We start from the raw sequence: 14,618 nt of genomic DNA, 5'->3' as shown, positions 1-14,618 counted from the left end.
GCTCTCCTTCAGAACGACAGGAAGATCGGGGCGAATCCGCCGGCGAACTGCCGGATCATCACCGCGATGGAGAGGTAGAGAAGAAAGATGCCGCCCACCAGCAGGAAGGGCGTGGAGATGAAGAAGACCGGGATCTGTGGCGCGAGCTTGTTGATGAGGCCGATCGCCACGTTGAACATCAGGCCGTAGATGAGAAAGGGGCTCGCCAATTGCAGCATCAGATAGGTGGAGGCCCTCAGCGTATCGGTCAGGGTGATCAGCATCCGCTGCGGATCGGCGATGGCGCCAACCGGGGTCGCTGCATAGGATTCGACCAGCGCGCGAAAGACCACATGGTGGAAATCCAGCATGAACAGCAGCAATAGCCCGCTGAAGGTCAGAAGCGTGGTGAGCTGGTTCTCGGAGGTATCTTCCAGCACGTCATGCCCGCCCGGCGCGGTGAACCCGATAGACATGGCGACGATCGTGCCGGCGAATTGCAGCCCCAGCGCATAGAGACGGGCGATCAGTCCGTAGACGGCGCCGATCAGCGTTTCGCTGGCGATCAGGCCGAGATAGGTGGCGGTCGGCTCGGAAGCCCGCGGATAGATGGTGTCCCATAGCACCGGCAGCACGGCCATGGAGATCGCGACGGCGAGGAAAAGACGGATATTGGTGGAGATACGCGCACTGCCGAACCCCGGCAGGACCATCACGCACGCTCCCATGCGGCAGAATGCCAGGAAAAGTGCAAGAATGGTCCCCTGGGGGTCGGTTATCACGAGATGGCGCCCAATATCTTGATTTCGAGCCCCTTGGCGAGTTCCACATGGGAGAGAACGGGCAGCGTGGCGAAGAGTCGCTCGATGATCATGCGCACATAGGAGCGTGTTTCCGGCGAGGTTACAAGAACGAAAGGCAGGCCGCGGTCCATGAATTCACGGATAACTTTCGTCGCCTGCTCGCTGAACTCCTCGAGGCTGCGGGGATCGATATCGAACTCCACCACCTCGCCCTTGGCATCGCGCTTGAGCGCCTGGTGGAACAGCATGTCCCACTTGGTGCCGAGGCGGAGCACGCGCAGCACACCGTTGTCAGCGAGATCGCCGCAGAGCTGCTGAGACATGCGCACGCGCACGTGCTCGACGATCTGCTCGGTCTTGCGCACATGCGGGGCGAGTTCGGCCACCGCTTCCAGGATGAGGTGAAGGTTGCGGATCGAGACGCGTTCCGCAAGCAGCAGCTTGAGCACGGCCTGCAGCCCGGAATAGGACATATGCGAGGAGCAGATCTCGTCGGCGAGCTTCTTGTATTCCGGATCGAGGCGATCGATGAGAACCTTCACGTCCTTGTAGGAGAGAAGCTGCGGAAGATTGTTGCGGATCACCTCCGAAACGTGGGTCAGCACCACGGAAACATTGTCGATCGGCTGGAAGCCTTCACGCTTCAGATCTTCGGCGAATGTCTCGAGGATCGAAACCGCCGGCATTCCGAAAGCGGGCTCGCGGATTTCGTCGCCAGGAATGCTCGGCTTGCGGCCCGCCCCGGTCACCACGAGCACTTCGCCGACGCGCAGCGCATTCGAGGCCACGGTCGTGCCGTGGATGCGGATCTGGTAGGACTTCTCCTGAATGGAGATGTCGTCGGAAACCTTGATCTCCGGCACTACGAAACCGTATTGGGCGGCGAACTTCTTGCGCATCTTGCCGACGCGGAAGGCGAGCTCCTGATGCGCGCCTAATAGGCGCGTGGAGACCTGCTTGCCGAGCGCCAGTTCGATCTCCGCCGTCTTGAGAACGGATTTGACCGAATCCTTTTCCGCTTCCTTGCTCTCGACGACCTTCTTTTCCTCGTCCTCGCGGCGGGCCTTGTTCTCGGCCTCGATGCGGCGCGGCACCAGCCAGGCGCCGAAGCCCATCACACCGCCGAGCGCCATGAACGGCAGCATGGGCAGACCCGGAACGACCGCCAGCAGGCCCATGAGCGCCGCTGCCATGGAAAGCGCACGCGGATAGCCGCTGAGCTGGTCGACGACCGCCTTGTCGGTCGAACCCGCGGTTCCTCCCCGGGTGACCAGAAGGCCGGCGGCGAGCGAAACGATGAGTGCGGGAACCTGCGAGACGATACCGTCACCAACCGACAGCTTGACGAAGACGTCGGCGGCTTCGCCGATCGGCATGCCATGGCGGAAATAGCCGATGATGATGCCGCCGAAGATGTTGATGGCGGTGATGAGGAGGCCGGCGATCGCATCGCCGCGCACGAATTTCGAGGCACCATCCATGGCGCCGAAGAAGGAGCTTTCCTCCTCGAGCTCGCGCCGGCGGCGCTGTGCCTCCTTCTCGTCGATGATGCCGGCGGAAAGGTCGGCGTCGATCGACATCTGCTTGCCTGGGATGGCATCGAGGGTGAAGCGGGCGCCGACTTCCGCGATACGCGTCGCGCCCTTGGTGATGACGATGAAGTTGACCGTGACGAGGATCAAAAAGACGATCACGCCGATCACGAAATCGCCGGACATCACGAGGCTCGAAAAGCCCGCGATCACGCCGCCCGCCGCATCGTGTCCCTCGTTGCCGTGGGAGAGGATCACGCGGGTCGTCGCGATGTTGAGCGACAGGCGCACCATCGTCGCGATCAGGAGGATGGTCGGAAAGGAGGAGAAATCCAGCGGGCGCTGTATCCACAGCGCCACCATCAGGATCAGCACCGAAAAGGCGATCGAGAAGGCCAGACCGACATCGATCAGAAATGTCGGGATCGGCAGGAAGAGGATGCAAAGGATCGCGATAATGCCGAGCGCGAAGCCTATGTCCCGGCCGCTCGGAGCGACCTTCGGAATGGAGAGTGCAGGTGGTTGCGCCATAGCGGTCCCGTCTCTTCATGAGAAGGTGGCAGACATGCTGCCGGTTCGTCTGCTTGACTAGCGGACGAAGCTTGCGCGAGGGTGGCAGGAGGAGGACGGAAGGAAAAAGCCGGCTAGAAGCCGGATTCGATGCGCGAAAAGACCAGATTGGCGAAGAGGTTGATCTGGGCGCCGATGAAGGGCGCCGAGATGCCGATGGTGATCATGATCGCCACGATCTTCGGCACGAAGGTCAGCGTCATTTCCTGGACCTGCGTGAGCGCCTGGAGAACCGCGATCACCACGCCGACAACCATGGCCACCAGAACTGCGGGGCCGGAGGCGATCAGGATGGTCCAGATCGCCGCTTGCATGATATCCAAGGCGTCGGCTTCGTTCATTGCCGTATTCCCGAGCCCGACTCATTCGGGCGTTACGTTTCGGCCTCTGTATCGCTATCCGAACCGCCGGTCGATCCCTCTTCTTTCGGAGGATCGACCTCGATCGGCTGGTTGGAGAAGACGACGCCCGCCTGCAGCAGGACCTTCTCCTTCTTGTCGGTGATGACGATGACGCCATCACTATAGACCTCGACTTCCTTGACCACGCCCATGATCTTGTCGTCGGCGCTCTTGACGTATTTGCCGACGAGATCGCTCGCGCGCGTGAGCGCTTCCGCCTGGAGCATGCTCTTCAGGTGCGAGTTGGTCTGGATCGTCTGCTCGACCTGAGAGAACGTCGCGAGCTGGGAAATCTGCTCCGTGGCGTCCATCGGCTCGGTCGGGTCCTGGTTCTTCATCTGCGCGATGAGGAGCTGCAGGAAGCTGTTATAGTTCAGGCTGGCGGCATTGGACGCCGAATTGGAGGCGCCCGCATTGGCCCAGGGATTCGAGGCTACCGCGCCGACCGTATCTACCGCCATGGCGCGATCTCCTTGCGGATCTGTTCGACCGTTGCCGGCGCCATCTCCTGGCTGTTGAGGATGCGATCCTCCGCCGCATAGAGCCCGCGGATCGCCTTCAGGGCATCGAAAGCCCGGCCGGACATGACGAGACCATCGACACGCTTCAATTCCGCCAGGATCTCCTCGTCGCGGAAGCAGGTCAGCAGCATGGCGACCGACTTGCGGAAAAGCGTCGTGGACTGTTCCTTGCCTTCCGGATTGATCAGGATCATCTGCGCGATGAAATAGAGCTGCCGCAGCGGGGTGGTCGCATCCTCCGGCTGGAGAACATGGTTTTCGAGCAGGAACGTGACGTCGTTCAGGAATTCCAGCGCAACCTTCCGATCGACGCGAAGTACGGCGCCGTTGATGAAGATCTTTTCGCCGGATTTCAGTGAGATGCGCAGCGTACTTTTCATTTCAATCCATCCTTGATGATGGTGGTCACGTCGATAATGCCTTGATAGTTCTCGGACTGGCGCGTCCTGATCTTCTCGCACTCTTTCAATATCCAGATCGCGATGGAGATCAGATTGGCCCGGAGCTCCACGTCGAGCTCGTTTTCCGGCTGCTTCAGGTCTTCGATGAACCTGATCCATACACGGCGCGTATAGAAGACCGCCTCGATGGTGTGCCGCGAATATTTCCCCTCGTCGCGCGCCGCCGTCAGAAGCTCGATCGAGCGCTCGAGGGTCTGCCGCTCACGCTCCTTGGCGTCCGCGACGCCATCCTCCATGATCTCGGCATATGAAAACTGGTACATTCACGTATCCTTCATTTTCATGAGGCTACCTTTTGACATCAAAGGTAGTTTACCAGGCTCAGACTCTGGAGCCTCCCTGTCAGCGTGTAAGAGGTCTCGAGAAGAAGCTTGAGCGCGTTGACGCGGACCGAAGCCTCCTCCACGTCTATGCCTTCCAGTTCGAGCAGATGGTTCTTGATGATCGTCTGCTGCGCCTTGAGCGACTCATCGGCCTTCTTGACCCGTTCGGCGGAGAGACCCAGCGAGCTGCGCTCGGCGGTGATGCCGGTTTCGCCGCGCCCGATCGCGTCTCGGGATTTTTGAACGACGGCTTCCTGCACGTTCGCGAAATCCCCGCCGAGGAACTCGATCGCTACGATCGAGCCGAACACGAAGCTGCGCATGCCATCGGTATTCGCATTGGTGGAGGTCTGCACGATCTCCCCCTGGCTGATGCGGCTCTTCATGTTCACGTCGCTGGCGTTCGACACGAAGGCCGTCCAGAAGTCGGTGCTTTCCAGCGGTGCTGGATGGGGAGGGCTGGTGATCGGCTCCTCTCCCATGAACTTCTTTTCCAGGTCGCCCAAGAAGGTTTCCATCTGGTCCTTCGTGAAGCCCGCATCGGTCGCAATGCCATTGGCCGCCTTGAACGCCTGGAGTTCGCGATCGACGGCCGCCTGGATCGGAGAATTCGCGGCGGAGTAATCCTCCAGCGGCTTCACATCGGTGTTCACGCCGGAGAATAGATATTCGCCCTTGACCGCCGAATTCGCAAAGCCCGTGAAGGCCGTGAGATTGGCCTCGATGGTCTGCTTGACGGCGTTCACCGTCTGGCTGCTATCGGTCAGCGCCAGAAGCCCAGCCAGCACGCTCTGGGCGGACTGCGCCATCTTGTCGAGCGCCTCGTCGGAGGATTCCAGGCGCTGCGTAGCGATGGCGTTGGTATCGATCAGGGATTGGATGCGAATGACGTCGCGGTTCAAATCCAGGCTGCGGGCGGTTGCCGAGCCGAGCGCGACGCCGATATCGTTGTGGACGCCGGTGGCCGCCTCGTTGGTGGCGGCGGTCAACTGCTGCTGCGCCTTGGCCATCGTGTGGCGCAGCGTCGTCTGCATGGACATTGAAGAGATGAAAGAGGTTTTCATGATTTATGCTGCCTCCATGAGGGCCCGCAACATTTCGTCGACGGCAGCCATGAGCTTGGCGGCAGCCTTGTAGGATTGCTCGATATCGAGCAGCAGGGACATTTCCTCGTCCAGGTTCACGCCGGTCTGGCTCGAATAGGCATCCATGGCGCGGCTGAGCATCGCGGTCTTCGTCTCGTCCGCGACCGTCGCGGAGCTGCGAAGCTGCTCGAGCCAGCCGACGGAATCGGCTGCAAAGGAGAAGAGGTCCTTGTTGCCGCCGATCCCCGTTGCCGGGTCGAAGGGGATAGCGCCGTCCATTGCCTTGTAATACTTGTCGAGCAGATCGGAGAAGCCGCTCGCGCCATCTCTGTTGACGATATAGGGATTTGGCGTGGCCGGATCGGTGTCGATATCGTTGATGCCGCCGTCGCGCAGCAGCGTCGGGTTGCCGGCCGGCGGGACGACCGCGGGATTGACGAATATCCGCGAGGCAAGGCCGGGGACAATCGCGCCGGAGGCGGGAATGGCGGTCTGCTGAACCCCGAAGCTGTCCTTGTAGGTGAAGAGGCCCGTGAGCGGCGTCAGGGTGCCGTCCGGTCCGGTTTCGGCGAAAGCGACGATCACGCCGCGCGCAATCTCGTCGAGCTGGGTCTGGAATTGCGGCGCGATCTCGTCGCGCAATTGCAGGAGCCCCTGGAGCGAGCCCTTGGCGCTGGTATCCGCACCGACGCCCGCCTTCATGGGCGCGCCGTCGATATAAATGCCGTTGCCGGTGGTCGCGGCATCATATGTATTTGTCGGAGTAAAGGTCACCGCGCGCGGCACGGTCTCGAACAGCGTGGTGCCTTCCGAGGTATAGAGCACCATGTCGTTGTTTTCGCGGACATAGCTGGTGACACCGACGATTTCGGAAATCTGCTTGAGGACAGTGTCGCGCTCGTCCAGCGCGTCATTGGGATCGCCGCCGACGGCAGTCGCGCTCTTGACCTTGTTGTTTGCCGCCTCGAACTGCTTCAGCAGGTTGTTCAGCGTATCGACGTCTTCCTTGATCTGCTCGTCCGCGCGCTTGCGGATGGCCTGCAGTTCCTTGGAAGTGGTGTTTAGCGTGTTGACGACATCCTGGGCGCTCGACACCACGGTGGTGCCCACCGTGGCATCATTGGGCGTGGCCGCATAGGCGTTGAGGTTGTTGAAGAGCGCCCTCAGCCGCACCTCCGGCGAGTTCTCGTAGTCGTTGCCGCCGAGCAGGCTCTTGATTTCCGTGAGGCCGGTCAGCACGGTGCGCTGGCCGGTCGCAAACGAGGTGCTTTCAATGGTCTGGCGCTGCAGGGAAAGGTTCTGCGCCCGCTCGATGCCGACGACGAGAGCGCCGGCACCACCGGTGACGTACACGGCAGAACGGCGAACATAGTTCGGGTTCTGGGCGTTCTGGATATTCTTCGCCACCACCGACGACTGTGTGCCGGTGTTGTTGAAGATCGACTGAGCCGTGGACATTGCGGACGAGAGTGACATTTCGACTGCCTCTACAAACCTCTAGGCTTCTTTATCTCTTCAGGTTGACCAGGACTTCCATGAGCTCGGAGCCTGTCTGGAAAACCTTCGAGTTCGCCGTGTAGTTACGCTGAGACTCGATCATGCTGGTGAGCTCCTCGGCGATATCGACGTTGGAATCTTCCAGCGCACCGGAGAGGACTTTGCCGTAGCTGCCATTGCCGGGATAACCCATGACGATGACGCCGGAATCGTTGCTCTGGCTGTAGACGTTGCCGGCCAGCGGCTTCAGCATGTCCGGGCTCTGAACATTCGCCATGGCGATGCGGTACTTGGGCACGAGATCGCCATTCGCATATTTGAGGAAGACGACGCCGTCCTCGCTGATCTGGTAATCGACCACGCCGCTTGCAGCTTTGCCATTGACGTTACCTTCGGCGCTGAAATCCCCGTTGAGCTGGGTCGTGCCGGAAATGTCGATCGCAAGCGAGCCGAGAGTGGCCCCACCGATCGTCAGGCCGGTCGTCGTCAGCGTGGCCGGATCGGGGGTCACAAGCTGGCCGCTCGCGTTGAAGGTGAGCGCAGTCGCCGGCATCAGATTGTGCACCGTGCCGTCCGGAGCCGTGTAATCGACCCTTACGCTCCAGGCATTGTCACCCGTTTTGCTGTATGTGTAGTCCAGCTTGCGGCTATTGCCCTGGCTATCGTAAGCCACGAGCGACGTGGACTTCGACCAGCCCGTCGCTTCGTTCGACGGCAGATTGACTTTCAGAGTTCCTGAGGTGGACGGCGTGGCGGCAAGCCCGCCGGCAGAAAGGTTGATCTCGGTCAATCCCTCGAAACCGTTGATGACGATCGTCGGATCTTCCGTGGAGGAATACTCGTAGCCCATCAGCTTGAAGCCGGCGGAATTGAGCAGCGAACCATCGTCCATCTTGACGAAGGAGCCGGCGCGGGTGAGGTATTCGACGCCATCCGACCCCTGCACGATGAAGAAGCCCTGACCGTTGATCGCGAGATCGGTCGCAGAGGTCGTGTAGCTGAACGTGCCCTGATCGGAGATCGAGTAGCGAACGGTCGTGTTGACGCCGCCGGAATTGTAGGAGCCTTGGGAGGACGGCAGAACGAGGGAGGAAAACTGGGTGGACGCGCGCTTGTAGCCCGCCGTGCTGGCGTTTGCGATATTGTCGCCGACCGTGCTCAAGCGGTTGGCCTGCGCGTTCATGCCGGAGACACCGGTTCTCATCGTTCCGTAAAGGCTCATGTCCAAATCCTCGTTATGCCCATGTTCGGGAGGCTATGCGGCGGGCCTTGCGTGAGGCTGTCTGATTTCCGCTTCCTTCGGCGGAAACCGAAGAAAAATACCCTGCTGAAAATCAGCTCCAGTCGATGCAGTAGCCAAGGAAGCGCTTGGAATCGACCGGGTCGAAACCGAGCTTCTTGCGCAGCTTCTTGCGCAGCTTGCTGATGTGGCTTTCGACGACGTTCTCTTCGACTTCCTCGTCGAAGATGCCGTAGATCGCATTGAAAATCTGGGTCTTGGAAACGCGGCGGCCGCGGTTGGCGACCAGATATTCCAGGATGCGGCGCTCCCGGCGCGGCAGCGGGAAGACATCGCCATTGATTTCCGGATCGCGGCCGTCGGAGAAGACCCGGACGGGACCGACATCGGTGTAGTTGGTGATCGCCTTGATGCGCCGGCGGATCGCCGCGGCGCGGGCCAAAATCTCGCGCGGATGGACCGGTTTGCGGACCACGTCGTCCACGCCGCTATCAAAGAAGGCGAGCGTGGCTTCCAGCGAAGGCTGATCGCTGACGGCGATCACCGGCGCCGTAGAACGGTCGCGGATGGCCCTCGGCAGGTCAAGCGACCGATCGCCCTGGCCGATCAGGAACGCCTCGACGGCGGCGATATCAGTATCGGCCGCCGTGTTCACCCATTCGCCGAAATCCTTTGGATCGAACCCCGTCGAGGGAATGCCCTCGCGTCCGAAAAGAGAAGTATATCCGTCCTTAACAAGCTCGCGCTCATCAACCACTACGATCATTCGCCCGCCTCCGAATCACTTGTGGTGCCTTGGTGGTCTATGGGTACGAATCGGAGGAATCCCAGACAAGCTGTGGGAAGTTAACTAAACAAATTAATAGTTGATTAACCATTTGGGAGCGATTTGCACTAGATGTAGTATGCCCTCCCAAAATGGGCACAATTATTTCGTGGAAAAATTAAGAATCCGCGCGAAAGGGCTTGCGCATCTGAATCTTGCCCCAAACTTGCCGCAATGCCGCATCGCGAGTCTCGCATATTGCGACTTCAATTTAAAGTTGCTCAACTGTTACAAAAATGCGACGCGTTCGGCGTCCACTTTCCGTAGCCCGTCGCGACCAGATTGCTGATCACGCGGCACACATATTTCTTCTGCGCGGGGTCATTGTTCGGTCCGGCGTGGTAACGTGCCACTGCCATCGTCCAGGTTTCATGCCTGTCATGGAGGTTACGGAGGAACTTCGCCGCATATTCCACATTGCGTCTCGGGTCGAACATCTCCGCGGCGGACGAGAAATTTTCGCCGTGGAAATGATGGTTGATCTGCATGCAGCCGATGTCGATGAGCTTCCTGCCATCGCGCCGCGCCGTCTCGAAAGTCACCATGGCCTCCTGCCGCGAGGGCGGGAAATAGGCCTTGCCTTCGACATTCATCGCGAAGGGCGAAAGATTCCCCTTCCGTCCCGTTTCGGTGAGGCCGACGGAATAGAGGATGCCTTCCGGCACTCCGTATTTTGCCGCAGCGGCCTGGATCTCGCGCTCGCAGGCCCCCGGTGACGCCATGGCCTCAGAGGTAAAGCTGGCCAGGGCGAGCGCTGCCAGGGATACCAGCCGCCGCATTCTCCGAGACCACTTCATTCCCATTCCCCGTCGTTTCGCGTGCGCCGCGCTCGTTTGCCGGACCCTGTCCCCTGCCCTGCGCATCCTGCTGGCGCTCGCCGTTTGCCGTCATCGACTGGCCCGCCTGTCCGCCGCTCTGCTGGCCCTTGTTCGCATCCGTATCGGCGGTGGAAACAACGCTGACCGTCACCTGATCGACGGCAAAGCCCTGGGCGCGCAGGGCATCCAGGATGCCGCCGCTGTCCTCGCTGAGCTGGCGATATGCGGCGCGCGTCTCCACCGTCAGATGCACGCTCAGCTCATCTCCCGCCAGTCGCAGGGTGGCCGTAACCGCACCCAGCTCATGCGGGTTCATCTGAAGCTTCAGCGTGTTCACCACGCCGCCGGTGCTGCCGTGGCCCGCCACATCGGAGAGACCCGAACTCGGCTGCATGGCGCTTACCCATTCCGGATCACCGGAAAGGGCCGAGGTCAGCAGCGCGCTGTTGGAATTCGGCGCAAGCCCGAGGAACCGGCGGGAATCCAGAACGGTGATGTTTTCGGCCGAAGCTCCGGTCGAGTTCTTGAATTCTATCGCGGCCTTTTCGCCTCGCCCGCCCGCTACCGACATGTCGACGGTCTGTCCGCCTCGCGCGTTCGAGAAGCGGAACAGCCGGTCTCGATCGACGCCGGCCTGATCGGAAGAGGGCATGGAAAGCAGCTCGGAAGTCTCGGCCTGGGCTTTCTCCCGCCGCGGGCCTACAACACCGGCAGCTCCATCCTCCATGGCAATCGAGCCGCGCCGCGTCGTGGTCGCATTCGCCGTTCCACCCGGCCTGGACATGCCAAGGCCCGCCGCCTCGGCCGCCATCAGATGTTCCCCGCCTGCAAGCAGCGAAAGCATGTCAGCGAGAACCGCTGTGGGCGGAATATCGGTCTCTGGTTTTTCCGGCGCCGCCGCTTCGGAAGTCGCGTCCTCATCCGCCTCAGCCTTCTGCCGCGACGACTTCGCGCTCTGCGGCCCTTGTGCCACCGAAGGCAGGGAGAACCCGTTGCCCACGGATTTTCTGGCCGCCTCGCCTTCTTCGGCGTTTCCAACGGGGGTTCCGCGCAACGCATTCTCGCCGGCTGCCGATTGCCGTCGCAGCGTATCCGGTCTCAGGTCGATCAGTGGCCTCATTCTGCCATCCTCCCCTTGGCCGGCTGCGCCCAACCGCTCCTCGACGGAAGCCGGCCTGCCCTCGCCCGTTCCGGCATCATTCCGCTGCTGCGGGTCCTTGCGCTCGAGATTGGAAAGGGTGAGCGAGAAATCGGAACCGCCCTCCGTGTTGCGGCCACCCTTTTCGGGTTTCGCAGCCGAAGTGCCATCGAGGGGGCTCGTCCGGCCCGCATTGTCCGTAATCATGGGTCCTCCTCCTTCAGCAAATCATCGATAGCGCTCAATTTCGAGCGGCCGCTGTCGACGAACGTCTGAAATTCCGGATCGATTTCTACAGCGCGGCCATCCGGAGAAACCTCGCCGGAGGCGGCGGGCCCGGCCACTTCATCTCCGGGCAGCGCGGCTGATATTCCCGCGTCATCTGTGCCGTTCATGTTGACCGGGATGGCTTGCCCGAGGCTTGCCTGCGTGGGCGGGTTCAGCATCTGCTCGGCAATCGTCCGTGCCGCCTCGCGCAGCGCCCTGTCGCGCGGCGACAAATCCTCCTGCGGAATGTCGGCAATGGACCGCATGGCTTCCGCGACATCGCCCGTCGGGATATTCGCCAATCCGCCATAGAGGCGCGCCAAGGCCTCCGATCCCCCGGTGGGGGCACCGGCGAGAGCCTCCGCCCTCTCCGAAGCTAGACGCGCAAGATCGCTCCTTGCCGCGATCGCGGCTGCACGTGCGATCCGCAGGAAGACTTCGCGCCGGCGGTCGGCATCCATGAAGGCAACCGTCGCGTCCAAGTCCTCTTCATGGATCTGCCCGTAATGCTTGACGACGAGGTCGACGAACAGATCGACGAACTGGCTCGCATAGGGCGAATGCACGAAGCGCCTGGCGTATTTCCTGGAATAGGCCACGCCCTGGTCGACCAGGCCGGCATCCAGGGAGATCGCCACCGAGCGCCTGAGCGCGGCTTCCTCGACAATGGTTCCGGGCGCCGTCAACCGCGCCCAGTCATAGAACGCCAGGGCTTCCTTGGGGTCATTCGCGACCGAGACATTGCCGCTGACAAGCGCCAGATACGGGCCGATCTTCTGATCCCGGTATTCCGTGGCCATGGCGCCCATGCTCTTGGCGACGAGGGTTCCCTTGCCGCTCAGATATTTCCGCAGCGCATCCGCCACGCGGCTGTCGAAATTTCCGGCGACGTCGCGCGAGGCGAGATATTCCAGCGTGGCGGGGTTTCCGCCGCTCATGGCATAGATCAGCGCGGCATCGACATTGCGCGGGTCATCGAAGACGGAAGGATCGGCCGTCCTCAACCGCTCGTCCATCTTGGCGAGGAGGAACCGCTGCATCTCGCCCGCGGAATGATCGCCGAGCACCACGGAATCCTGCACGAACTGCAGCGAACGCAATATCGAATGCGGCGCGAGGTCGCCATGATCCTGGGCGAACACCGGACGTGTCAGGGCCGTGCCCAGAAGCAGGGTCGCGATGGCCAGGATGCGAAGCGGCGCTGATGCCATCATCACCCCTCGCCCGCCTGTATGAGTATCTCGATGCGCCGGTTGGCGGCGGCAAGAGGATCATCCGTAACCTGCAGCCGCCTGTCGGCAAAGCCGGAGACCTGCTTGACGCGATCTTCCGCGAGCCCGCCATTCACGAGCATGTAATAGGCACTGTGGGCGCGCGCCATGGAAAGGCGCCAGTTGTCGTTTTCCGTGCCCTTGAACTGCCGCCCGTCGGTGTGTCCACGCACGACGATATCGCCCCCGCGATCTTTAAGAATCTGCCCGATCCTCTCCATCGCCAGCACCATTTCCCTGCGAGGCACCGCCGAGCCGATGTTGAACATGGGGGCGTCCGTCTGCTCCGAAATGGAGACGAGAAGACCCCCCTCGGTCGGCGTCACGATCAGGCTTTCAGCGAGCTTGCCCGCGACACCGGAAATCTGCCGCTCGATTTCCTCGCGCAGCTCTTCGGCCTGCTTCTGCGCCGCACCGCCTTGCGTTTCGACCGGCTTGTCCGACTTTTTGTCCCCGGCATTCTCCTTCACGTCCGCGCCTGGCTGTTGCGCCGGCGCCGAGGCATCGATGCGGGCGCCGTCCGGCTGAGACTGTGGAGCCGCAAAGGCCGTCTGCATTTCGGTGGGCGTCGGGCGCTCGGTCTGCGGGAAGGTCTCCGATCGCTCCGGTCCGGTGGCGCGCGTTACCTGCACCTGTCTCGTCCAGAAGTCCGGATCGAACGGATCGCGATAGGCTTCGCCGCCTTCCGCACCCGTTGCCGGGCCGGAATCGGCGGCACCGCCTTCGCCCTTGGCGCTGACATTCGCCTGCTGGCCGACTTCCTGGGCTATTTCGGCAAGAACCGAATAAGGATTCTCGAAGAAATCCGCCTCCGAATAATTGGGCTCGTCACCCGAGGTGGATGTCATGTCCTCACCGGTCGCCGCCGCCGAGCCGATGACATCTCCGTCGTCCTTGATCCGCGAACGCTCGTCGGTTTCGCGGCCTTCCGCCCGGTCCACCGGCTTTTCCAGCCCCTTTTCGGCGGGCGTTTCATCCGAAAGCTTGATCGGATTGAAGTAGCTCGCCATCGAGGCCTTAGTCTCCTCGTTAGCGGCGTTGACCAGCCACATGACGAGAAAGAAGGCCATCATGGCGGTCATGAAATCAGCATAAGCGATCTTCCAGGCACCGCCATGATGCCCCTCATCGCTGCTTTTCTGGCGTTTGACGATGATGACCGCGTTCTTGCCGTGGTGGTGATTTTCGCCTTCGCTCATCCCAGCACTTTCCTCAAGCTCGCCGCCCAGGCCGACATCCGGGTCACGAGAACCGTTTCGCCGATATCGACCGCGATATCGAGATCGGGAGCTTCGACGTGGCGCAGGAGCGGCGTTTCGCCGCCGAGCGCCGATTGCAGTTTTTCGTACATGTGCGCCGGTCCCCTGACAGTCAGGGTGCCGACATCGCCTTCCAGAACAGCCGCACGAATGAGGCCCGCCATATCAGCGACCGCCTTGGCAGCCAGCACTTCCTCCAGAAGCGGCGCCAAAATCTTCGCGGTCTGGTCGCTCACCGCCTCGGCGGTGGCGGTTGCGACCTCCTGGAACCTGGCCTCGATCATCGCAACGGCTTGAACCTCGTACCGCTCCCGGAGCGCATCCAGTTCCGCGGCATGAGCGGCGAGAAGCTCTCCGCGCTCCTCCGCCCATTGCCGCTGCAATTCCTCCGATGCCGCCGCATGCCCCTTAGCATAGGCTTCCGCTCGCTCGGCCTCGATATCCATCGGCTCGTCGACCATCGCCGGAAAGTCTTCGATCCCGCCCTGAAAGCCGGCGCCGAAATCGTCGCCGAGGACCGGCGGGACAGCCGGCTGCGGCTCGCCGAAATCCTTCAAGTAGCGCGCTATCGAAGCGGTCATCGCAAATTCCCTGCCTGCTTCATCCTGCAGAATTCATCACGGGCCG

At 61.6% G+C, this 14,618-nt stretch carries 15 protein-coding genes; all 15 read right to left on the bottom strand.

Annotated features, from left to right (window positions below):
* Positions 1-8: 8 nt before the first annotated feature.
* The 15 genes from fliR to ACE04I_RS11360 all read right to left on the bottom strand — a co-directional run bounded on the left by fliR (position 9) and on the right by ACE04I_RS11360 (position 14,572).
* Complete coding sequence (fliR, locus tag ACE04I_RS11430) at positions 9-761, bottom strand: flagellar biosynthetic protein FliR (protein ID WP_046794252.1); 753 nt, start codon at positions 759-761, stop codon at positions 9-11.
* The gene (flhA, locus tag ACE04I_RS11425) at positions 758-2,845 is read right to left on the bottom strand and encodes a flagellar biosynthesis protein FlhA (RefSeq protein WP_046794251.1); all 2,088 of its coding nucleotides are present in this window, start codon (positions 2,843-2,845) and stop codon (positions 758-760) included. Before flhA ends, fliR begins: the two co-directional genes overlap by 4 nt.
* A gap of 113 nt (positions 2,846-2,958) precedes the next feature.
* A complete protein-coding gene (fliQ, locus tag ACE04I_RS11420; RefSeq protein WP_046794250.1) occupies positions 2,959-3,225 on the bottom strand; it encodes a flagellar biosynthesis protein FliQ in 267 nt (88 codons plus the stop codon).
* A 32-nt stretch (positions 3,226-3,257) separates the two neighbouring features.
* A complete protein-coding gene (gene flgD, locus ACE04I_RS11415; RefSeq protein ID WP_046794249.1) occupies positions 3,258-3,746 on the bottom strand; it encodes a flagellar hook assembly protein FlgD in 489 nt (162 codons plus the stop codon).
* Positions 3,737-4,186: a flagellar biosynthesis repressor FlbT gene (gene flbT / locus ACE04I_RS11410; RefSeq protein WP_046794248.1), complete on the bottom strand. Its 450-nt coding sequence runs from the start codon at positions 4,184-4,186 to the stop codon at positions 3,737-3,739. Before flbT ends, flgD begins: the two co-directional genes overlap by 10 nt.
* Positions 4,183-4,530: a flagellar biosynthesis regulator FlaF gene (flaF, locus tag ACE04I_RS11405; protein ID WP_046794247.1), complete on the bottom strand. Its 348-nt coding sequence runs from the start codon at positions 4,528-4,530 to the stop codon at positions 4,183-4,185. Before flaF ends, flbT begins: the two co-directional genes overlap by 4 nt.
* Before the next feature lie 38 nt (positions 4,531-4,568).
* Positions 4,569-5,654 (bottom strand): flagellar hook-associated family protein, encoded by a 1,086-nt coding sequence (locus tag ACE04I_RS11400; protein ID WP_046794246.1) that lies wholly within the window; start codon positions 5,652-5,654, stop codon positions 4,569-4,571.
* 3 nt (positions 5,655-5,657) lie between these two features.
* Complete coding sequence (gene flgK, locus ACE04I_RS11395) at positions 5,658-7,151, bottom strand: flagellar hook-associated protein FlgK (RefSeq protein WP_046794245.1); 1,494 nt, start codon at positions 7,149-7,151, stop codon at positions 5,658-5,660.
* A 31-nt stretch (positions 7,152-7,182) separates the two neighbouring features.
* Complete coding sequence (locus ACE04I_RS11390; RefSeq protein ID WP_137326649.1) at positions 7,183-8,394, bottom strand: flagellar hook protein FlgE; 1,212 nt, start codon at positions 8,392-8,394, stop codon at positions 7,183-7,185.
* 112 nt (positions 8,395-8,506) lie between these two features.
* Positions 8,507-9,178: a response regulator transcription factor gene (locus tag ACE04I_RS11385; protein ID WP_046797767.1), complete on the bottom strand. Its 672-nt coding sequence runs from the start codon at positions 9,176-9,178 to the stop codon at positions 8,507-8,509.
* 281 nt (positions 9,179-9,459) lie between these two features.
* The gene (locus tag ACE04I_RS11380; RefSeq protein ID WP_046797766.1) at positions 9,460-10,017 is read right to left on the bottom strand and encodes a lytic transglycosylase domain-containing protein; all 558 of its coding nucleotides are present in this window, start codon (positions 10,015-10,017) and stop codon (positions 9,460-9,462) included.
* A complete protein-coding gene (gene fliK, locus ACE04I_RS11375; protein WP_487207046.1) occupies positions 9,965-11,401 on the bottom strand; it encodes a flagellar hook-length control protein FliK in 1,437 nt (478 codons plus the stop codon). Before fliK ends, ACE04I_RS11380 begins: the two co-directional genes overlap by 53 nt.
* On the bottom strand, positions 11,398-12,675 hold the full coding sequence (gene motC, locus ACE04I_RS11370) for a chemotaxis protein MotC (RefSeq protein WP_245282249.1): 1,278 nt from the start codon (positions 12,673-12,675) through the stop codon (positions 11,398-11,400). The genes fliK and motC overlap by 4 nt, the downstream gene beginning before the upstream one ends.
* Positions 12,675-13,931, bottom strand: a complete 1,257-nt coding sequence (locus ACE04I_RS11365; RefSeq protein WP_046797765.1) for a MotB family protein — start codon at positions 13,929-13,931, stop codon at positions 12,675-12,677. Before ACE04I_RS11365 ends, motC begins: the two co-directional genes overlap by 1 nt.
* Positions 13,928-14,572 carry an OmpH family outer membrane protein gene (locus ACE04I_RS11360; RefSeq protein WP_046797764.1) on the bottom strand — a complete coding sequence of 215 codons (645 nt, stop codon included), beginning with the start codon at positions 14,570-14,572 and terminating at the stop codon, positions 13,928-13,930. Before ACE04I_RS11360 ends, ACE04I_RS11365 begins: the two co-directional genes overlap by 4 nt.
* Positions 14,573-14,618 lie beyond the last annotated feature (46 nt).

It is taken from the genome of Rhizobium moroccans (assembly GCF_057559155.1).
Note: the sequence above shows the minus strand (reverse complement) of the source record. Positions and strands in the feature narration are given on the sequence as shown.